This is a genomic window from Terrabacter ginsenosidimutans (assembly GCF_039539425.1).
GTDB lineage: Bacteria > Actinomycetota > Actinomycetes > Actinomycetales > Dermatophilaceae > Terrabacter > Terrabacter ginsenosidimutans.
The window spans coordinates 186,157-205,207 of the sequence record NZ_BAABDC010000001.1 but is presented as its reverse complement, the minus strand read 5'-3'; the positions used below and the strand labels follow the sequence as shown (position 1 = coordinate 205,207).

Here is a 19,051-nt window from a genome sequence, read left to right as displayed (position 1 = left end):
CCCGCTGCGTGGGTCCAGAGGGGCCTGTGTGACCGATGTTTCAGGGCGTGCGAGGCGCCTCCGACGACATGCCGCGCCATGCCCGAACTGAATGACACCCTTGTCATTTCGGTCTAGGGTGTGACCGGAGCCAACGCATGACACGCACAGCGCACGACCGCAGCGAGACGGGGACATGAGCACAGAACACGCCACGGCGCAGCCGCACCGCCACGAGTCCGAGGACGGGCTCAGTGCGCGCGACCTCGAGATCCTGGCCTTCGAGCGCCAGTGGTGGAAGTACGCCGGCTCCAAGGAGCAGGCCATCAAGGAGCTCTTCGACATGAGCTCCACGCGCTACTACCAGGTGCTCAACGCCCTCCTCGACAGCCCGCAGGCCCTCGAGGCCGACCCGATGCTCATCAAGCGCCTCCGCCGCATGCGCGCGAGCCGCCAGCGGGCGCGCACGAGCCGTCGCCTCGGCATCAACGTCTGAGCACGTCCCCCCGGGTGGGCCGTCCCACCGGCTGAGCCACGTGACGCGGTCGGGCCGGGGTTGCGCCACCTGTGAGCGCCACCGTGGTTCACTTCCCTCATGGCCGAGGTGACGATCCGTCGCGCGTCGGCGGACGACGCCCTCGTCGTCGCCGCGCTGCACCTGCAGTTCGCCCGCGAGCTCGGTATGCCGTCCGAGACGGGCTACCTCGACCGGTTCGTCGACGCATGGCTGGCCGAGCGGCCCGACCGCCCGACGTGGATCGCCGAGAGCCGGGGCGAGCACGCCGGCATCCTCGAGACCCGGCGCATCCGGGCGTTGCCATGGCCCGGGCGCAAGGACGTCTCGTGGCTGCACGTGGGCGGCCTCTTCGTCGTGCCGGGCTGCCGTGACCGCGGTGTGGGCCGGGCCCTGACCGAGGCCATGATCGAGTGGTCGCGCACGACCGACGTCAAGTGGATCCGCCTCAACGCCCCGGACGACCGTGCGCAGGAGTTCTACGAACGCCTCGGCTTCACCTCGCCGGGTCGCCTCATGGAGTTCGAGCTTCGAGACCCGCAGTGAGCGGTGCGCGGCCGGCCATGGCTCCCGGGCCGACCAACTCGCTCGTCGACGTCGCAGGCCTGCGGGTCGGCCACCACACGCGCGACGAGCCGGGGTGGCTGACGGGCGTCACCGTCGTGCTCGCTCCGTCCGGTGGAGCCGTCGCGGGCGTCGACGTGCGTGGCGGCGGGCCCGGCACCCGCGAGACAGACCTGCTCGACCCGCGCAACCTCGTCGACCGGGTGCACGCGGTCGTCCTCGGTGGGGGATCGGCCTTCGGCCTTGCTGCCGCCGACGGGGTGATGGATGCGCTGCTCGACGACGGGATCGGTTGGCCCGTGGGCGAGCCCGGTCAGGTGGTGCCGATCGTGCCGGCCGCGATCCTCTTCGACCTGGGACGCGGCGGCTCGTGGGGCCACCGTCCTCGTGCAGAGGACGGCAGGGCCGCATACGCCGACGCGTCGGACTCAGCCGTGGCGCAGGGCTGCGTCGGCGCGGGCACGGGAGCCAGGGTCGGTGGCTTCAAGGGCGGGATCGGCTCGGCGAGTGTGGTGCTCGCGTCGGGCACGACCGTCGCTGCGCTCGTGGCCGTCAACGCCGCCGGCTCCGCCGTCGACCCCGCGACGGGGCTTCCGTATGCCGTGGGCCTGGGTCTCGGGGACGAGCTGGCGCACGTCGGGAGGCCGGGCTCGGCCGAGCTCGACGCGTCGCGCGTGCGGGCGGAGGCGGTCGCGGCAAGCGCCGGACGGCCCGGTCTCGCCACGACGATCGGCGTCATCGCTACCGACGCCACCCTGACGAAGGCCCAGTGCCAGAAGGCGTCCGGCGTCGGGCACGACGGCCTGGCGCGCGCACTCAAGCCGGTGCACACGCTCTTCGACGGGGACACCCTGTTCACGCTGGCCACCGGCGAACGGCCTGCGCCCGACCCGGTCGAGCAGACCCTGGTCATGGAGGCAGGGGCCGACTGCGTCGCGCGAGCGGTCGTCCACGCGCTGCTGGCCGCGACTTCCGTCGACCGCTCGGGCGAGGGCGGCATCAGGCTGCGGTCCTGGTCCGATGCCTTCCCGTCGGCCGTGCGGGACTGAGCGCCGATGCCGCACCCCGACTGACCCGGCTCGAAGACACGTGTCGGGAGGTCAGGTCAGTCGTGTCGGTGCGGTGGATCGTCGGCACCAGACGCCGGTGATCCACCGCATTCACGACGTTCCCGGCTGACTGCTCTCGCTTGCGCGGCTGCGGGGAGGGCTTGTCCACATCCCTCGGTCGCGAGCACGGGTGCGTCCACAGCTCGTGCAGATCCCCGTCCGAGTGCCTGCTCGAGGGGTCAGGGTCATGGCATGGAACCGGCGACCGTCGACGGTGCGTTCCGATCGCAGGCTGGTGTGATCTCGCGTCGGCAGGTCCTGGCCGCCGGTCTGGACGACAACGACGTCGAACGACTCCTGCGCCGTCGGGAGTGGGCGGTCGTCCACCCGGGCGTCTACGTCAACCACACCGGTCCACTCGTGTGGATCCAGCGGGCCTGGGCCGCAGTCCTGGCGCTGGCGCCGGCCGTGCTCGCCGGACCGTCGGCACTTCGGGTACACGGGTTGGCCGACGGCGGTGGGCCCTCCGCAGACCGTCAGGCCAGGGACCTCATCGTCCACTTGGCGGTCGAGCGCGACCGCCACGTCAAGGCCCCGCGCGGCGTCGTCGTGGTGCGGCGCACGAACCTCGCCAGCCAGGCGCAGAGCCACCACTCGCCGCCGCGCCTCAGGCTCGAGGAGGCAGTCATCGACGTCGCCGACCACGCGGCCCGTGACAGCGACGCTGTGAGCGTCATCTCGGCGGCCTGCCAGCAGGGGCTGACCACTCCGACTCGCATCCTCGTGACCACACGGCTGCGCAGCCGGCTGAAGCGCAGGCGTCTGCTTCTCGAGGTGCTGGGCATGCCGCAGCCGGCGTGCGATCCGTGCTGGAACGACGCTACTTCCGGGAGGTCGAGCGTCCCCATGGTCTCCCGCGGGGTCGCCGTCAGCGCCGACTCCTGACACGGCGCGGAAGCACGTACCGCGATGTCGAGTACTCCGAGCAGTCTGCGGTCGTCGAGCTGGACGGTCGGCTGGTTCACGGGACGGCGGATGCGCGATGGCTCGACCTCGAGCGTGACGTCGAGTCCGCCGTAGCCGGGGACGTGACGGTCCGACTGGGCTGGGTCCACGTCACGGACCCCTGTCGCACGGCCACCGCGGTCGTGCGCCTCCTCAGGAGCCGGGGGTGGACGGGCGCCGCAACCGCGTGTTCGGCGCGCTGCGCGGTCGGGGACGTGGTGAGCGCAGTAGGGGAGTGCGGTGGATGTCCGGCACCAGGCGCCGGTGATCCACCGCAATCGGCAGGGCAGTCGGCCGAGGTCAGGCGACGGGCGGGGTGAGGTGCTCCCAGCCGCGGCGGATCGCGGACTCGAGGTGGTCGAGCGGGTAGGGCAGGCGCGGGTCCGGGTCGCGCAGCGCCTCCTCGAGCGAGGCCGCACCGAGCCGGCGCTCGCGGATCACCGCCGCGACGGAGGCGATCTCGTCGCGCTGCCGGGTCACGAACGCCTCGTCGACCGGACGGCCGTGGCCCGGCACGACCACCGTGCTCTCCGACACCTGGACGAGGTGGGAGCTCAGGGTGTCGGCCCACTCGAGCGGCCAGCAGTCGTGGCCGAACGACGGGTGCGCGCTCTCCTCGACGAGGTCGCCGAGGAACATCACCTCGGTGTCGGGGACGAGCACGGCCACGTCGCCGTCGGTGTGGCCGCGGCCGGCATACGCCATCGTGACGACGCGGTCACCGAGGTCGATGGTCGCGTTGGAGCCGAACGTGCGGTCCGGGCCGCGCACGACCGTCGCCATGACCTCGGCGGCATCGCGCTCGGTGTAGCCGTACTCCGGCCCGGCGCCGGGATCGGCGCGGAAGGCGGCCTTGATGTGATCGGCGGCGGTCTGGGTGGTGCGCCCGACGTTGTCGTGGGCGTGCACGATGGCCGTCTCGAACGCGGCGTTGCCGAAGGTGTGGTCGAAGTGCACGTGCGAGCTGACGACGTGGCGCACCTCGATGTCGCGGCCGAGGCGGCGGATGTCGTCGAGCACCTGGGCGCCCTGGACGTCGCTGGCCCGGGTGTCGACGACGACGGCCCCGTGACGCCCCAGGACGAGTCCGACGTTGACGTCCCACTGGCGGTAGCGGGCGACGAAGACGCGGTCGGCGACCTCGACGAACCCGCCCGTGGTCGGGCCCGGCGCGCCTCCGGCGGCAGGCGCGGTCATGCGGACTGCCGTGGTGTGATCCACGTCTCGACGGGCATGGATCCACCGTAGCGGCCACGGCTCGAACAGGCGCGAGACGTCGGGTTCGTCTACGTTGGTGACCCATGTCGACCGAGTTCCGCTCCTCCACGCACGGTTCGAAGTCCCGACGCAAGCTCGTCGTCGCCGCCGTCCTCGCGGCCGTGGCCCTGCTCACCACCGGCGCCGTCGCCTACTGGTCGGGCGACAGCTGGAGCGAGCAGGCGATGGCCTCCGGCGGGTTCCCCGGCCTGCCCGGCGGCGACTGGGCCAGCACGTCGACCGACGACGGCTGGGGCTCGCCCGACTCCTCCGACCCAGCCAGCGCGACCGGGACCCCCGGCGCGGCCGGTCGGACGAGCAGCCGCCCCGCGGCCACGGCCGTCGTCGACCCCGCCTCCGCCCCGACCTCCTCGGTGCCCACCGTCACGGCGCCGGCGCCGTCCCCGAGCCAGGCCACGACGGCCCCCGCGCCCACCTCGACCGCGGCGCCCAGCCCGACCCGCGACAACCCCGGGCCCAAGCCCAAGCCCACGTCGACGAAGAAGCCCCGCCCCACGTCGAGCCCGTCGCCCACGTCGAGCAGCGGCGGCTGCGTCCTGCTCATCATCTGTCACTAGCCGGCACGAGCCGGCTCGTCGGCGCTTCATGGCAGCCTGTCGCCATGGACTGCGTCTTCTGCTCGATCGTCGCCGGTGACGTTGCTGCCGACCTCGTGCTCGACGAGCCGGACCTCGTCGCCTTCCTCGACCGCCGCCCGGTGTTCAAGGGGCACGTGCTCCTCGTGCCGCGGCAGCACGTCGACACCCTGCTCGACCTGCCCGCCGAGCTGCACGCCACGCTGCTCGGCGCGGCCCAGCGCCTCGCCGCCGCCGTCGTGGAGTCCCTCGGTGCGCAGGGCAGCTTCGTCGCGATGAACAACGTCGTGAGCCAGTCGGTCCCGCACCTGCACGTCCACGTCGTTCCGCGCACCAAGGGCGACGGGCTGCGCGGCTTCTTCTGGCCGCGCACGAAGTACGCGTCCGAGCAGGAGTCGGTGGAGTATGCCGCGCGCATCGCAGGTGCGCTCGCGCCGGCACCGGGCGCCTGAGCCGAGCACACGGCATACGCACGACCAGAGCGTGCCGAACGTTTGCACTCTCACCCCGAGAGTGCCAATAATGGCGTTAGCACTCTCCCAGTGGGAGTGACAGAAATGGGCCGTATGCCGAGGGGCTGGGTCCGCAGCTACCTGAAGCTGGGGAGACCGGTCCCGTCCGTCGCGGGCGTCATGCGGTCCACCACCAACGTTTCGTGTGGGAGGAACCACCCGAATGGCCAAGACCATTGCTTTTGACGAAGAGGCACGCCGCGGTCTCGAGCGGGGCATGAACATCCTCGCCGACGCAGTCCGCGTCACCCTCGGCCCGAAGGGCCGGAACGTCGTCCTGGAGAAGAAGTGGGGAGCCCCCACGATCACCAACGACGGCGTCTCGATCGCCAAGGAGATCGAGCTCGACGACCCGTACGAGAAGATCGGCGCGGAGCTCGTCAAGGAAGTTGCCAAGAAGACCGACGACGTCGCCGGTGACGGCACGACGACGGCGACCGTGCTCGCCCAGGCCATGGTGAAGGAAGGCCTGCGCAACGTGGCCGCCGGCGCCAACCCGATGGCCCTCAAGCGCGGCATCGAGAAGGCCGTCGAGGCCGTCACCGCCCGCCTGCTCGAGCAGGCCAAGGAGATCGAGACCAAGGAGCAGATCGCCTCGACCGCCAGCATCTCGGCGGCCGACGAGGAGATCGGTGGCCTCATCGCCGAGGCGATGGACAAGGTCGGCAAGGAAGGTGTCATCACCGTCGAGGACTCCAACACCATGGGCCTCGAGCTGGAGATGACGGAGGGTATGCGCTTCGACAAGGGCTACATCTCCGCGTACTTCGTCACCGACACCGAGCGCATGGAGGCCGTCCTCGACGACGCCTACGTGCTCGTCGCGAACTCCAAGATCGGCAGCATCAAGGACCTCGTCCCGCTGCTCGAGAAGGTCATGCAGTCCGGCAAGCCGCTGCTGATCATCGCCGAGGACATCGAGGGCGAGGCCCTCGCGACGCTCGTCGTGAACAAGATCAAGGGCACGTTCAAGTCCGTCGCCGTCAAGGCTCCGGGCTTCGGCGACCGCCGCAAGGCCATGCTCACCGACATCGCCATCCTCACCGGTGGTCAGGTCATCTCCGAGGAGGTCGGTCTCAAGCTCGAGAACGCCACCCTCGACCTGCTCGGCCGCGCTCGCAAGGTCGTCGTCACCAAGGACGAGACGACCATCGTCGAGGACGCCGAGGACCGCTCGCAGATCGAGGGCCGCATCGCCCAGATCAAGGCCGAGATCGAGAAGTCGGACTCCGACTACGACCGCGAGAAGCTCCAGGAGCGCCTCGCCAAGCTCGCCGGTGGCGTCGCCGTCATCAAGGCGGGCGCGGCCACCGAGGTCGAGCTCAAGGAGCGCAAGCACCGCATCGAGGACGCCGTCCGCAACGCGAAGGCTGCCGTCGAGGAGGGCATCGTCGCCGGTGGTGGCGTCGCTCTCATCCAGGCCGCCAAGGCGCTCGACGAGCTCGTGCTCGAGGGTGACGAGGCGACCGGCGCCAACATCGTGCGCGTCGCAACCGAGGCCCCGCTCAAGCAGATCGCGATCAACGCCGGTCTCGAGGGTGGAGTCGTCGCGGAGAAGGTGCGCGGCCTGCAGGCCGGGCACGGTCTCAACGCCGCCACGGGTGAGTACGTCGACCTGCTGGCCGCCGGCATCATCGACCCGGTCAAGGTGACGCGCTCGGCGCTGCAGAACGCAGCCTCGATCGCGGCGCTCTTCCTCACGACCGAGGCCGTCATCGCCGACAAGCCCGAGAAGAACGCGCCGGCCATGCCCGGTGGCGACGACATGGGTGGCATGGGCGGCATGGGCTTCTGAGCCCACCGGTCCAGCACAGCACCACAGCACCACACGTTCGAAGGGCGGCTCCTCCTCGCGGGGGAGCCGCCCTTCGGCGTCTGTGGGAGGGGCGGTGCGCCGGAGGCGGCTCGACCGTAGGGGCGGGAGCGCGCCGCCTCCGGCGCGGACCCGGCGCCGTCCAGGGAGTCAGGCGCCGGGTCGTCCGGGGACGACGGATGGCTCTGCGGAGCCCTCGTCAGCGGGCGAAGAGGGCGCGGGTCGCGTTCTCGTGCTCGGCGTAGGCAGACGACGCCTTGAGGGTGAGGCGGCCGACGTCGGCCAGCGCCTCGGTCATCTGCGCCTGGATGCGCTGGTAGTCGTGCATGACGCGCTCGAACTCGACCTTGGCCGGCCCCTGCCAGTCCGCGCCCATGCCGGCGAGCCGGCCGCGCAGCTCGGACGTGCTCGACGTGATCGTCTCGGCGAGCCGGTTGATGTCGGCGGCCGCTGCGGCGATGCGTTCGGTGTCAACGACGGAACGGGACATGGGTCTACTCCTCGGTCGGTGGGCCGACCGGACGGTGGCGGCCACGTGTGTTCGAGGCTAGGTCGGGAAGGGGAGCGGCGACCGGCGTCATCCACAGGGGGGGAGGGGCACGGCACGCGCGAGCGGGCTGGCCTAGGCTTCGATCCATGACCGTGTGGATCGACCAGCCGATCTGGCCTGCACACGGTCGGCTCTTCGCCCACCTCGTCAGCGACGCCTCCTACGAGGAGCTGCACGAGGTCGCCCGGGCCGCCGCCCTGCACCCGCGGTCGTTCGACGGCGACCACTACGACGTGCCCGAGGGCCGGTGGCAGGCTGCCGTCGAGGCAGGGGCCACGCCCACGACGGGGGTCGACCTCGTTCGTCGCCTCAATTCCTCGGGGCTGCGGCTGCGCAAGCGCAAGCGGGACCGGGGCGTGCGCCGCATCCTCGACGTGCCGTTCCCCAACGGCACCAGCGATGTCGACCTCGTCGCGTCCGACGACCCGCTCGACCCGGCGCGAGTCCTCGCAGCCATGGTCTTCGTGCGCGACCGCAGGGGCGACTTCGTCGTCGTGCACAGCGTCCGTCGCAGTGAGTGGGGCTCGCCCGGCGGATGGCGTGAGGTCGACGAGACTCCCGTCGAGAACGCCGTCCGCGAGACGTTCGAGGAGACGGGCCTCCGATTGCGTCACTCGGACGTGATCCCTTGCGGCTACGAGCGATTCACGCCGCGGACCGACGACAACCTCTTCACGCGCGACAAGCCGTTCCTCCAGGTGTTCCGCACCCGTCTCGACGACGCGCGCCCCGACATCACCGACGGCGACGACGGTATCCACGAGACCCGCTGGGTCACGCCGGAGGAGTACGCCGAGCTGTGCGGCCACCTCTTCTGGTGGCCCCTGGCGGTCGAGGTGTTCCCGGACCTGCGCGGTCTCGCGCGCCCCCTCTGAGACGCACGTATGCCGCCCGCCGAGGCGGACGGCATACGTGGTCGGTCGTCGTGGTTCGCCTGTGGGACAGGAGAACCCGGCGGGTCAGCGCTGGTTGGTGAACGTCAGCGCGACGTCGAGGTCGGCCTCGCGCAGCATCCGCTGGACGGCCTGGAGGTCGTCGCGGGACTTGCTCGAGACGCGCAGCTCATCGCCCTGGATCTGGCTCTTGACGCCCTTGGGTCCCTCGTCGCGGATGAGCTTGTTGATCTTCTTCGCGTTCTCCTGCGAGATGCCCTCCTTGAGGGGCGCGTCGAGGTGGTACTCCTTGCCCGAGAGGCGCGGACCGGCCTCCGGCACGTCGAGGTGCTTGAGGCTGACCTTGCGCTTCACGAGGTGCGTCTGGACGACGTCGAGGACCGCGAGACAACGCTCCTCGGTGTTCGCCTTCATCTTGATGACCTCGCCGGCGAGGTCGACGGCGGCTCCGACGTTCTTGAAGTCGTAGCGCGTCGCGATCTCCTTGCTGGCGCTGTTGACCGCGTTGGCGATCTCCTGCTTGTCGAACTTGCTGACGATGTCGAACGACGAGTCGGCCATCGGTGGGGTCCTTCCGCATGCTGTTGTCTGGTCTGTCAGGCGTGGTGCGCGGATGCTCGAAGACGCGACGAAAGCGTCGCCGTGGCCCCGATTTCGGACCGCGCCCGATCTCTTGCTATCCTTCCAGACGCACCAAGGCAGGTTGTCCGAGCGGCCAATGGAAACGGACTGTAAATCCGTCGCGAGAGCTACGAAGGTTCGAATCCTTCACCTGCCACCCAGTGCTCGGAAGGGCCTCTGACCAGCGGAAACGTCGGTTGGAGGCCCTTCTGCTGTCTGCCGTTGGTGATCGGCTGACGGTGACCGTGGACGACACCGTCGCTGTGCTCAGCGCGAGCTCGACACGTCGGCGGCCGGCCTCTTCACGTCCGACGATGCGCCGGCACCTGCAGTTGCACGTTGCTGTTCTGGCTCGCTTGCCCGCCTACCTGTCGGCTTCGTCTCCTCCCTGTGAATCGGGCGATTCAGAGACGCAGACCAGCCCCGCCGTGTCAGCGTGGTGCCAGCCCGGGGGTCATCGCGGGGGGCGATGAGCGGTGGCGGCGCTCCCGGGTGGGAACGGGGGCGCCGCCCGCATCGCTTCGAGGCGACGCATTGCCCTGTCCTGGGGTGGGGTCGGACGTGAGGCAGCCTGCAAGCCCACCGGGGGTGTGGGCTCGTCCTCATCCAAGCGGACCAGAGCGCACCTGTAAGCGGTTTCACGGATCTGAGACGTCGGCTCCGGCCAGCCGGGGGTGCTCGTCGTACGCTCGATGCTCCGGGTCCTCATCCACTCTCGACGGTAAGCACGATGAGTGGGCTGTGTCGGAGCATGTCCGGCACATCCGTGCGGCGCCAACGCCTGGCGGCCGCCTCGATGAAGGGCCGGCGTTCTTCAGGTTCGGTGACCACTCGCGCCGTCGCGGGCACGTCGAGGACGACCGACTGCTTCAGGTGGATCACGACATGGGGGTCGGCTTCGATGTTGTAGATCCAGTCACGCGTCCGGTCGGCTCGGGGCATTCCGGTGATGAACAGCTGGCCGTCGTCGTTGTGCAGAAAGATCTCGATGCGCCGGTGTCGACCGGTCCTCCGGCCGGTCGTCGTCAGATCGATGACCGGACTGTGGTTCAACGCGGCCAGGATGGCTTCGCTCTGAGAGCTGTCGGGGTGCACGGCGCGCGATCCTCTCGACTGAACCGTTCCTGCCACTGTACGGCGAGCGCTCGTCCTCGCGCATCGACTGCTTATAGTGGCCGCACTGGACAGGTCCGAGGGGCGAAGCCGTTGGTTCTCGAATGAAGAGTATGGGGGGCGCGGGCAGCTCCATGGAGGCGGAGGTCGTGACAACGGCTGCACTCGACGAGGCTGAGACAGCTGTCGCCGAGGTCTATCTGCCGAACCGCCTCGTAGCTCTGGAACCGGGCGCCCTGACGATGCGCTTGGCCACAGTGCGTCTTGGGACGACCACGGTCGGACAGCTGGAGTACGGACGCCGAATCCGCCTGGTGACCGAGGAGGCTCGTCACATCCATGTCAACACCCCGCTGGTCGGTTCAGTCGTCTCCTGCGTGGGGCGCTCCGCGCCGGTGGCAACGACGAGCAGCCAGGCCGCGGTCTTTCCGGCCGGCGCACCCGCTGAGATCGAATGGAGCTCCGACGCTGTCCAGCTCTGCCTCATGATCCCCAGCTCAACACTCGAGGACGAACTCGAGGAGCTCCTCGGGCATCCCATCAAGCGGCCGCTGCACCTGCCGTTCCACATGAGCCTCGCCACGCCCGAAGGGCGTGTCTGGCGAAGCATGGTGCATCTGGTCGCTGGAGAGCTTGCGAGTCGGGGACGTCTGTTGTCCCACCCGGCCGCTGGACGTCAGCTGGAACGGACCCTCCTGGACGCCCTTCTCCTGGGGCACGCGCACAGCCACATCGAAGAGCTCGACCGTCCCGACGTGCCGGCAGTTCCGCGTGCGGTTGTGCGCGCCGTCGACCTGCTGCACGAACGCCCGGCAGAGGCCTGGTCGAGCACGGTGCTGGCCAGAGCTGTCCACGTCAGTGTGCGCTCTCTCCAGGGTGGGTTCCACAAGCACGTCGGGAAGCCGCCCATGACCTACTTGCGCGACCTGCGGCTCAAAGGCATCCACGAGGAGCTGAAGCGGGCTACGCCTGGGACGACGACCGTCGAGACGGTGGCATACAGCTGGGGGATGCTGCACCTGGGCCGCTTTGCTGCGGCCTATCGCCAGGCATTCACGGAGCTGCCAGCCCAGACCCTGAAGCGGCCACCGGGATAGGAACGTGCGGCCTGGGAGGTGCCCCGCATGCTCGTTGCGCGATTCGGACATGGGCCTGCGCGAGCCGGCTAGGCAAAGGTGACCACAACCCGCTTGCATGGTGACGGATGTCCTGCAGGTGTGCGGGTCAGTGCGGTCGGTAGCAGCCCCACCCGTCGACCGGGCTGACCCACCAAGGTGCGTGCTCGCGACATCCGAAAGTTGTGGCCGGTGCGAGAACGAGACTCGAGCCGGCCGCAACGGGTTGCGTGCTCCTCCGCGGGCGAGCGCTGCAGCTCAGGAAGCGGTCCCGGGACATCCCCCGACTGCTCGGGACCGCTCACCCTGATCCACCCCACCTGTGCACGACCTCGCGGAGCGACCAGTGACCGGGCAACCGTCTTCCCCACACCAAGGGACATCTGTGTGCACCACGCGTGACGTGCCGTTCCACGGCACAGCGAGGCCCTTCCCGCTGGAACGGCGGCCCTTGAACCTGGGGGAGGTCGCAGCCAGGCTGGAGCACCGCCTCTACCCTTCGGAGCAGACCAGCCAGGCGGTACGCGACGGCTGTGCGTTCGCCCTACGCCAAGGGCTGTCCAGCGTGATTGCGCTACCTGAGGTCGTGCCGACGGTGGCTCGGCACCTGGCCGGGACGTCGGTCGGAGTGGTCACCATCCCTGGCTGGCGCAACGGGGATGTGGAGCCGCTCGCCACTGAGACGTTGCTGACGGAGGCGCGACGGCTGGCGGACGCCGGCGCCACCGACCTCGGCATGCTGGCCAGCGCCGACCGGCTGAGTGCCGACGACGGGCAGGGGTTCGCTGACGACGTCGGCACGCTGGTCGAGGCCATGCAGGGCCGCGCAGTCCGAGTGCGAGTGGTGCTGGACACCGATGGGCTCACTCCAGATGCCACCGCGGCGGCGTGCGAGCTGTTGGGTGCCACGGGTGTCTGGCTCGTCCAGGGCGGCTCGTGGCGGGGCGCGCGGACAGGCCTCACCCGCATACAGCTCATGAGGAGCGTGCTGCCCGAGGGAGTGAGACTGAAATGGACCTTCCCCGTCAGGTCCCTTGACTCGATGATCATCTGCATCGCCGAGGGCGTCGACGTGTTCAACGGTGAGCCACAGTCACTCCTGAAGGATGCGGCACGACGTGTCGCGACCGGCCCGCTGGTGGTTCCGGTCAAGGGAGTCGACTACTGACCGGCGGCTAGCTCGTCGCCTTCGGTCCCTACGTCGTCATGCGGTCGTCGCTGCCCTGCTTGTCGGACATGGGGCTCACCTGGTGTCGTGGCGCTGCGGGACCGTGGCCCGACGTCGGACGTGGGTCGCTCCTTCGACGCCAGACCTGCGACTCGGACCGCAGGTCCGTTCCACCGGCTGCCGAACCGGCAAACCAGTCGAATGTGCAGACGGAGGGGCACGGCAACCCACAGACTTTCACCCATGGCTCCCACGACCGCGCCAGACCGCCGACGGTGAACCTCCTCTGGGGGCTGCTCATCGCCGTCGCCTTCACGGCGACGACGGTGACCGCCATGCTGCTGGTGCGCCGGACAGCCCCGGTGGGCGGCTACTTCAGCGACGGCGACCGGGCTGCGGGGGTCTTCGGCGTCCTCGCGACCGGCTTCTCCGTGCTGCTCGGCTTCATCATCTTCCTGGCCTTCCAGTCCTACGACGACTCCCGGGCGGGAGCGGCGACCGAGGCCACGATCGTCGCCCAGATGACCCAGACCGCCCAGTTCCTCCCCTCCGAGGTCTCCCGCCAGCTCACGGGTGAGCTCGTCTGCTACGCGCGGTCCGTCGCGGGGGCCGAGTGGGACGCGGTGGACGCGGGCACGTTCGGGAACGCGATCAACCCCTGGGGTGCCCGCATGTTCCTGACCATCAGGTCGGTTCAGCCGGCGACGGCGACGGAGCAGTCGGCCTACGACCGGTGGATGGACGAGACGACCCAGCGGCAGGAGGCGCGCGACGCCCGCCTGCACTCCGCGGAGGGGATCATCCCCGTGCCGCTGTGGATCGCGCTCGTGCTGCTCAGCCTCGCCCTCTTCGTCTTCATGCTGTTCTTCGCCGACAGCGGGGAACGGGCGCTCACCCAGGGGGTGCTGATGGGCAGCGTGACGGTGGTCATCACGGTGCTCATGATGCTCGTGGTGTTCTTCAACCACCCCCACGGCACGGGCATCGGCACGCTGCGACCGACGGAGATGCAGCGCACGCTCGGCCTGATGGAGACCCAGCTCCAGGTCGTCGGCGTCACGGCCGACCCGCCGTGCGACGAGCGCGGGGTCGCTAGGTGACCGTGCCGCGCTCGGACGGGCTGGTCGCCAGGATCACGACGCTCACCATGAGCACCCAGGCCGGGAAGATGAGCTGCACCCACTTGTGCTCGCCGGCCGCCACCATCAGACCCAGCGCGACGACGTAACCGCTGTACGCCACCCAGCGGGGCAGGGCCCCGGTCCGCATGCCGACGGTGCTCACCGAGAGCGTGAAGACCGCGGCCATCCGCAGCGCGTAGACCGAGATCAGCCCCTGGGTGGTCACGCGGCCGTAGTCGAACAGCTCGGCGCTCGCGTTCTGCGCGGAGACGAGGGACAGCACCGTGCTCGTGGTCACCGAACCGACGAAGAGCATCGCGAGGAAGAGCAGGCCGCTGCCGAGGAACACGGTCGAGAAGAGGCGGTCCTCGACCTCGCCCAGCTGGTCGCGGACCACGCCGATGAACCAGAGGAACGCTATGCCGGCGAACGGGACGAGGTTGAGGCTCAGCCCGATGAGCGCGCGTCTCGAGGGGTCGGACCGGAGGGAGTCGATGTCCGTGTCCGAGAGCGCCAGTCGCACCATCGTCAGCGCGGCCAGCAGCAGGACGCCGAAGACGATCCCGGCGACGGCAGCGGAGCGTCGCCCCCGCCAGAACCGTGACGTCAAGGTGCGAGGAGCCGTGGCCCTGCTCATTCTCGGAGCGTAGTTCAACACGGGCACGCGTCCACCGTTATCGCCAGTCAGTCAGTCAGTCCGCTCGCCGGGCGCTGCCAGCGGCTCGCGTCACCGGCCCCCGGTCCTTCGCCACGGACCGGGTCCCGGTCCCGGTCCCCGCTGCGCGGGTCATCCCCTCCGGATGAGGCCTCGCCTCCCGAGCGCTCCTAGCGTTGGAGCAGACACAGGGCGCACCCGCGGCGGTGTCTCGCCCCGACGCCCTGGTCGTCCTGGACCGTCACCAGACCCCGACCTTCTGCTCGACCGGGGAACCGCATCCGACGCCAACGAGAAGGAGAACATGACATGACGATCAACGTCGACGAGCTGGGCCCGGTGGACTGGCTCGTCGTGGAGTTCGCTGGCAACAAGCTCAACGGCGAGGTCGCCCCGATCCTCAAGGACTACGTGGATCGAGACCTCATCCGGGTCCTGGACCTGCTGTTCCTCAAGAAGGACGAGGACGGCAGCGTCGAGGCGTTCGAGGCCTCCGACCTGGACGACAGCGAGATCGGCGAGCTCCGTTCGTACGAGAAGGATCTGGCGATGCTGCTCAGCGAGCAGGACGTCGCCGACCTGGTCGAGACGATCGAACCCGGAAGCTCGGCGGCCGTCCTCGTGTGGGAGAACCTGTGGGCGGCCCCCTTCGGTGCGGCGGTGAGGCACGCCGGAGGCCAGCTCGTGGCCAGCGGGCGGATCCCGATCCAGGCCATCATCGCCGCCATGGAGTCCGACGAAGAGGAAGGAGCCTGACATGCCACTCGCAGCCAGACGCAGGAGAAGGACGGTGGCCGCCGTCGGCGGCGCCGTCGTCGTCGCGCACGGGATGCACCGTCGCGGAGAGCGTCGTGAGGACCGGCGCGAAGACCGCCGCGATCGCCGCTGACCCGTGAGGTGGGCGTGGGGTGGCCTCCGGTGGTGGGCCACCCCACGTTGCACGTGCCCGTACCGCGGCCCCGTGGCCCTGACCGACACGTGAGCACCTGCGACGCACGCGGCATACGGTCGTATGCCGTGAGGTTCCCGGGGCGCGACCCGGACGTCATCTGTGGTGGAGGGTGTGATGGGACCGGCGAGCAAGGTCGGTGGGAGCCGAGGGATCCGCGCGCGACCGGCGTTCCACCACTCCCACTACCTCGTCGCCGTCGACGACCAGCCTCGCGTTCGCCGCGCGAGCGACCTGACCTCCGTCGTCGTGGGGGGCATGCTCGTCGCGTGGGCCGTGAGGACGCACGCGGGGGTCCCGGACTCCCCGGGTGTCGTCGTAGCGGTGCCGGACTGGGTCGCCTCGCTCCTGCACCTGGTCACCACCGCGACGCTCGCCTACACGGTCGGCGTCGTCGTCGTGCTCGCGGCGGCCCGACGTGCAGCCGCGCTGCGCGACGTCGTGGCGGCGGGTGCGGTCGCAGTCCTGGGCACGCTCGGGTGCATGGCGGCGTTCGGCACACTGTGGCCGACGCTCTTCCCGGAGTATGCCGCCGGGCCGGCGACACCGCAGTTCCCGGTCCTGCGCGTCGCCGCGGTCTCGGGCATGCTGCTCGCCGCGTCACCGCATCTGGCCCGACCGATGCGCCGCCTGGGGTGGGCGCTCGTCGTGCTGACCGGCGTGGCCGCGCCGGTGCTGGGCTTCGGTGCGCTCAGCGGCTCGGTCGGGGCGCTCGGCATCGGGATGGTGAGCGCAGGCGGTGTCCTGCTGGCCTTCGGGTCCCCGTGCGGTTACCCGGCCGTCGCGTCGGTGGCGGAGGCCATGGAGGACCTGGGCATCAAGCCGACCGATCTCAGGATCGACCCGGACCAGTCGTGGGGGGTGCGCCGGATGGTCGGTACCGCGAGCGACGGTGCACCACTTGAGATCAAGGCCTTCGGTCGCGACGCGACCGACTCGCAGTTCGCGGCACGGATGTGGCGGATGCTCGTCTACCGCGGGGAGGGCGGCAGCCTCACCTTCTCGCGGCTGCAGGCCGCGGAGCACGAAGCGCTCGTCACCCTGCTCGCCCAGCGTGCCGGCGTGGCGGTCCCCGAGGTGCTGGCGGCCGCCAGCACCTCCGGCGAGGTGGCGATCCTCGTGACCCGTCGGCGCGGGACCCGTCTGGACTCCGTCGACCTCGACGGGGTGACCGACGCCGCCCTCGTCAGGCTGTGGCACGACCTGGCGCGACTGCACGACGCCGGCATCAGCCACGGCGCGCTGGACGTCGGTGCCGTCCGGCAGGACGAGGACGGGCTCGTCCTCGCCGACTTCGCCGCCGGCTCCCTGGACCCGGAGGAGCGCGACAAGCGCCTCGACACGGCACGGCTGCTCTTCGGGCTGGCGCAGCTCGTGGGGGTCGAGCGAACCGTGACGACGGCCCGCGCCTCCCTCGGGGACGAACGGCTGGGCGCGGCCCTGCCCTACCTCCAGCTGCCTGCGCTGCCGTCACGTCAGAGGCGGCACCCGCGGAGCACGGCCCGGGAGCTCAAGGAGCTGCGGACCCGCGTCGTGACGGAGACCGGGGTCCCGGAGCCCGAGCCGGTGAAGCTGCGGCGGGTCGGTCCACGGGACGTGCTGATGCTCGCCGTCCTCCTGCTCTTCGTCGGGGCCCTGATTCCCGTGCTGGCGGGCGTGGACTACGCCCAGCTCTGGGCGCAGCTCAAGGACGCCACCTGGTGGCTCGTGCTCAGCGCGATCGCCTTGGGTCAGATCGCCTTCTTCCCGCAGGCCGCCTCCATGATGTTCTCGGTCGGTCGGTCACTTCCGCTCCGTCCGGCGACCATCCTGCAGAGTGCCATCGCGTTCATCTCGTTCGCCATCCCCGGTGTCGCCGGTCGCGTGACGATGAACGCGGCGTTCCTGTACAAGTACGGTGTGTCGCCGACGGTCGCGGTGACCCAGGGCGGCATCGACGGCCTGTCCGGCTTCATCGCCCAGCTCGCCATCCTCGTGGTCGCCTTCGCGACAGGTGCCGTGTCCTTCGACCTCTCGGCGACCTCGCTCGGCGCCGTCAACTGGCCCGTGGTGCTGGCGGTCGTGCTGCTCGTCTCCGTGGCCGCACTGGTGGCCCTCTGGAGGGTGAGACGGCTGCGGGAACGGGTGGTACCGGTGCTGGGGCCGGCATGGTCCGCGTTCGTCCAGCTGATGCGATCACCCTCGCGGGCCATCGGCCTCCTCGGGGTCCAGCTGCTGATCCAGCTCCTCTGGGGCCTCATCCTGTGGGCCGCCCTCTACTCCGTGGGGTCGCCCCTCGGCCTGATGCGGTGCACGGTCGTGGTCGTGGTGACGGCCCTGTTCCAGGGAGTCGTCCCCGTCCCCGGCGGAATCGGTGTCTCGGAGGCGCTGATGGCCGGGCTCCTCGTGCCGCTCGGCGTCACCAGCGAGGTCGCTGTCGCCGCCACCGTCATCTGGCGCGTGTCGACCTTCTACCTGCCCGCCACCGAAGGCTTCTTCGCCTCGAGGTGGCTCGAGCGGCACGGGTATCTCTGACCTCATCCCCGGGGCGGACCGAACCTGGCCTCGATGCGCTCCTGCGCGAGGCGCTCCTGCTCGGTGGCCAGGAGGGTCAGGGCGTGAACGTCGGCGGGTGTCGGGCTGGTGCTGTCGACGGCTCTGGGCCAGAGGCGGTGGTGGCGCACCACGGCGGTCTCGGCGGAGTAGAGCAGCGCCTGGCTCACGAGGTAGAGCAGCGCGAAGATGCCGGCAACGGTCGCAAAGCTCCCGTAGACGGGACCGGCCTTCGTGACGAGGATCGCGAGCAGCCGCGCTCCGGCCGACAGGACGAACGTCACCGTGAGGGCGCCCCCGGCCGCAGCCGGCCACGCATCCCGCAGGAGCACCGGCCGGGCCACGAGCACCTTGGCAGCGGCGACGAGGACGACGAACACGACGACGACGGTCGAGGCGATCACCGAGACACGTTGCAGCAGCACCACGTCGGGCAGTGCAGCTGCGGCGACGGTCAGTGCGGCGACGACGAGACCGGCTGCCACGACGATGACGAGCATGAGCAGGACGCGGGCATAGCGGGCGACGAACCCGAAGCGGGACCGCACGGGAACCCCGGCCAGGTGGTTGAGCGTCTCGTACGCCGAGAAGACCACCCCCATGCCGGAGAAGAGCAGCGCGATGAGTCCGACCGCGAGGGGCAGGCCCGATGGCGGCATCGAGGTCAGTGCGGCGTCGACGGTCTCTCGGAGGGGTGGCGGGACCAGGGCCTCCTCCATCTCGGCGCGCAGGGCGGCGTTGTCGGCCAGGACCTTCGCGAGGACGGACACCGCGACGAGGAGGAGGGGGAAGATGCTGAGGAAGCCGTAGTAGGTGATCAGCGCTGCGTGCCGGCCGCCCGCGTCATCGCCGTACTTCCGGATCACCGCGTAGGGGAAACCGAACACGGCATGGCGTCGTTGGACGGCGTCCGCCCAACCCACCACTCGGGCCACGTAGGCCTCCGGCCGGGTCGGGTGCGAACCGTCGGCTCCCTGCTCCGGAGGCATCAGGCCTCCCCTCAGCTCGATGAGATGCGGGGACGGCCATCCGTCCGACGGGATCA

18 protein-coding genes, 1 tRNA gene and 1 pseudogene are annotated in these 19,051 nt (G+C 70.2%); 14 read left to right on the top strand and 6 right to left on the bottom strand.

Annotated elements, in window-relative coordinates; genetic code table 11:
• Positions 1–157 precede the first annotated feature (157 nt).
• The 4 genes and pseudogenes from napA to ABD831_RS01030 form a co-directional block, all read left to right on the top strand.
• Positions 158–475, top strand: a pseudogene (gene napA / locus ABD831_RS01045) (nucleoid-associated protein NapA); the annotation flags it as partial.
• Between the two features lie 99 nt (positions 476–574).
• Positions 575–1,039 (top strand): GNAT family N-acetyltransferase, encoded by a 465-nt coding sequence (locus ABD831_RS01040; protein WP_344940264.1) that lies wholly within the window; start codon positions 575–577, stop codon positions 1,037–1,039.
• A gap of 17 nt (positions 1,040–1,056) precedes the next feature.
• On the top strand, positions 1,057–2,106 hold the full coding sequence (locus ABD831_RS01035; protein WP_344942984.1) for a P1 family peptidase: 1,050 nt from the start codon (positions 1,057–1,059) through the stop codon (positions 2,104–2,106).
• 252 nt (positions 2,107–2,358) lie between these two features.
• On the top strand, positions 2,359–3,051 hold the full coding sequence (locus ABD831_RS01030) for a type IV toxin-antitoxin system AbiEi family antitoxin domain-containing protein (protein WP_344940261.1): 693 nt from the start codon (positions 2,359–2,361) through the stop codon (positions 3,049–3,051).
• A gap of 360 nt (positions 3,052–3,411) precedes the next feature.
• Here the strand turns inward: ABD831_RS01030 and ABD831_RS01025 are convergent, their stop codons facing one another.
• Positions 3,412–4,308 carry an MBL fold metallo-hydrolase gene (locus ABD831_RS01025; RefSeq protein WP_344940258.1) on the bottom strand — a complete coding sequence of 299 codons (897 nt, stop codon included), beginning with the start codon at positions 4,306–4,308 and terminating at the stop codon, positions 3,412–3,414.
• A 104-nt stretch (positions 4,309–4,412) separates the two neighbouring features.
• Between ABD831_RS01025 and ABD831_RS01020 the strand changes: the two genes are divergently transcribed.
• The 3 genes from ABD831_RS01020 to groL all read left to right on the top strand — a co-directional run bounded on the left by ABD831_RS01020 (position 4,413) and on the right by groL (position 7,271).
• Positions 4,413–4,946, top strand: coding sequence for a hypothetical protein (locus ABD831_RS01020; protein ID WP_344940255.1), 534 nt, complete (start codon positions 4,413–4,415; stop codon positions 4,944–4,946).
• Between the two features lie 44 nt (positions 4,947–4,990).
• The gene (locus tag ABD831_RS01015) at positions 4,991–5,416 is read left to right on the top strand and encodes an HIT family protein (protein WP_344940252.1); all 426 of its coding nucleotides are present in this window, start codon (positions 4,991–4,993) and stop codon (positions 5,414–5,416) included.
• Between the two features lie 223 nt (positions 5,417–5,639).
• Positions 5,640–7,271: a chaperonin GroEL gene (gene groL / locus ABD831_RS01010; RefSeq protein ID WP_344940249.1), complete on the top strand. Its 1,632-nt coding sequence runs from the start codon at positions 5,640–5,642 to the stop codon at positions 7,269–7,271.
• Positions 7,272–7,488: 217 nt separating this feature from the next.
• Here the strand turns inward: groL and ABD831_RS01005 are convergent, their stop codons facing one another.
• The gene (locus ABD831_RS01005; RefSeq protein ID WP_344940247.1) at positions 7,489–7,779 is read right to left on the bottom strand and encodes a WXG100 family type VII secretion target; all 291 of its coding nucleotides are present in this window, start codon (positions 7,777–7,779) and stop codon (positions 7,489–7,491) included.
• A gap of 146 nt (positions 7,780–7,925) precedes the next feature.
• On the opposite strand from ABD831_RS01005, the gene ABD831_RS01000 reads away from it, so the two are divergent.
• Positions 7,926–8,714: a DUF4031 domain-containing protein gene (locus ABD831_RS01000; protein ID WP_344940244.1), complete on the top strand. Its 789-nt coding sequence runs from the start codon at positions 7,926–7,928 to the stop codon at positions 8,712–8,714.
• Between the two features lie 84 nt (positions 8,715–8,798).
• On the opposite strand, the gene ABD831_RS00995 is transcribed toward ABD831_RS01000, so the two are convergent.
• Complete coding sequence (locus tag ABD831_RS00995) at positions 8,799–9,293, bottom strand: YajQ family cyclic di-GMP-binding protein (RefSeq protein ID WP_344940241.1); 495 nt, start codon at positions 9,291–9,293, stop codon at positions 8,799–8,801.
• A 136-nt stretch (positions 9,294–9,429) separates the two neighbouring features.
• Between ABD831_RS00995 and ABD831_RS00990 the strand changes: the two genes are divergently transcribed.
• Positions 9,430–9,510, top strand: a tRNA-Tyr gene (locus ABD831_RS00990).
• Between the two features lie 548 nt (positions 9,511–10,058).
• Here ABD831_RS00990 and ABD831_RS00985 read toward each other — a convergent pair.
• On the bottom strand, positions 10,059–10,448 hold the full coding sequence (locus ABD831_RS00985) for a nitroreductase family deazaflavin-dependent oxidoreductase (protein WP_344940238.1): 390 nt from the start codon (positions 10,446–10,448) through the stop codon (positions 10,059–10,061).
• A 167-nt stretch (positions 10,449–10,615) separates the two neighbouring features.
• Between ABD831_RS00985 and ABD831_RS00980 the strand changes: the two genes are divergently transcribed.
• From ABD831_RS00980 to ABD831_RS00970, 3 genes are all read left to right on the top strand, one after another.
• On the top strand, positions 10,616–11,563 hold the full coding sequence (locus ABD831_RS00980) for an AraC family transcriptional regulator (protein ID WP_344940235.1): 948 nt from the start codon (positions 10,616–10,618) through the stop codon (positions 11,561–11,563).
• A 403-nt stretch (positions 11,564–11,966) separates the two neighbouring features.
• Positions 11,967–12,749 (top strand): hypothetical protein, encoded by a 783-nt coding sequence (locus ABD831_RS00975; protein WP_344940232.1) that lies wholly within the window; start codon positions 11,967–11,969, stop codon positions 12,747–12,749.
• A gap of 275 nt (positions 12,750–13,024) precedes the next feature.
• The gene (locus ABD831_RS00970; protein WP_344940228.1) at positions 13,025–13,849 is read left to right on the top strand and encodes a bestrophin-like domain; all 825 of its coding nucleotides are present in this window, start codon (positions 13,025–13,027) and stop codon (positions 13,847–13,849) included.
• On the opposite strand, the gene ABD831_RS00965 is transcribed toward ABD831_RS00970, so the two are convergent.
• The gene (locus tag ABD831_RS00965; protein ID WP_344940225.1) at positions 13,842–14,507 is read right to left on the bottom strand and encodes a hypothetical protein; all 666 of its coding nucleotides are present in this window, start codon (positions 14,505–14,507) and stop codon (positions 13,842–13,844) included. The genes ABD831_RS00970 and ABD831_RS00965 overlap by 8 nt on opposite strands.
• A gap of 327 nt (positions 14,508–14,834) precedes the next feature.
• Here ABD831_RS00965 and ABD831_RS00960 point away from each other — a divergent pair, with 327 nt between their 5' ends.
• Both ABD831_RS00960 and ABD831_RS00955 read left to right on the top strand, forming a co-directional pair.
• The gene (locus tag ABD831_RS00960) at positions 14,835–15,281 is read left to right on the top strand and encodes a DUF6325 family protein (RefSeq protein ID WP_344940222.1); all 447 of its coding nucleotides are present in this window, start codon (positions 14,835–14,837) and stop codon (positions 15,279–15,281) included.
• 310 nt (positions 15,282–15,591) lie between these two features.
• Entirely contained in the window at positions 15,592–17,988 is a 2,397-nt protein-coding gene (locus ABD831_RS00955) for a lysylphosphatidylglycerol synthase domain-containing protein (protein ID WP_344940219.1), read from the top strand.
• 2 nt (positions 17,989–17,990) lie between these two features.
• Here ABD831_RS00955 and ABD831_RS00950 read toward each other — a convergent pair whose 3' ends face one another.
• Entirely contained in the window at positions 17,991–18,995 is a 1,005-nt protein-coding gene (locus ABD831_RS00950) for a YihY/virulence factor BrkB family protein (protein WP_344940216.1), read from the bottom strand.
• Positions 18,996–19,051: the final 56 nt, after the last annotated feature.

Bases quoted from the DNA above. Each gene is read 5' to 3' on its own strand.
- ABD831_RS01040 (WP_344940264.1), top strand. From the start codon at position 575: ATGGCCGAGGTGACGATCCGTCGCGCGTCGGCGGACGACGCCCTCGTC.
- ABD831_RS01035 (WP_344942984.1), top strand. From the start codon at position 1,057: ATGGCTCCCGGGCCGACCAACTCGCTCGTCGACGTCGCAGGCCTGCGG.
- ABD831_RS01030 (WP_344940261.1), top strand. From the start codon at position 2,359: ATGGAACCGGCGACCGTCGACGGTGCGTTCCGATCGCAGGCTGGTGTG.
- ABD831_RS01025 (WP_344940258.1), bottom strand. From the start codon at position 4,308: ATGACCGCGCCTGCCGCCGGAGGCGCGCCGGGCCCGACCACGGGCGGG.
- ABD831_RS01020 (WP_344940255.1), top strand. From the start codon at position 4,413: ATGTCGACCGAGTTCCGCTCCTCCACGCACGGTTCGAAGTCCCGACGC.
- ABD831_RS01015 (WP_344940252.1), top strand. From the start codon at position 4,991: ATGGACTGCGTCTTCTGCTCGATCGTCGCCGGTGACGTTGCTGCCGAC.
- groL (WP_344940249.1), top strand. From the start codon at position 5,640: ATGGCCAAGACCATTGCTTTTGACGAAGAGGCACGCCGCGGTCTCGAG.
- ABD831_RS01005 (WP_344940247.1), bottom strand. From the start codon at position 7,779: ATGTCCCGTTCCGTCGTTGACACCGAACGCATCGCCGCAGCGGCCGCC.
- ABD831_RS01000 (WP_344940244.1), top strand. From the start codon at position 7,926: ATGACCGTGTGGATCGACCAGCCGATCTGGCCTGCACACGGTCGGCTC.
- ABD831_RS00995 (WP_344940241.1), bottom strand. From the start codon at position 9,293: ATGGCCGACTCGTCGTTCGACATCGTCAGCAAGTTCGACAAGCAGGAG.
- ABD831_RS00965 (WP_344940225.1), bottom strand. From the start codon at position 14,507: ATGAGCAGGGCCACGGCTCCTCGCACCTTGACGTCACGGTTCTGGCGG.
- ABD831_RS00960 (WP_344940222.1), top strand. From the start codon at position 14,835: ATGACGATCAACGTCGACGAGCTGGGCCCGGTGGACTGGCTCGTCGTG.
- ABD831_RS00955 (WP_344940219.1), top strand. From the start codon at position 15,592: ATGGGACCGGCGAGCAAGGTCGGTGGGAGCCGAGGGATCCGCGCGCGA.
- ABD831_RS00950 (WP_344940216.1), bottom strand. From the start codon at position 18,995: ATGCCTCCGGAGCAGGGAGCCGACGGTTCGCACCCGACCCGGCCGGAG.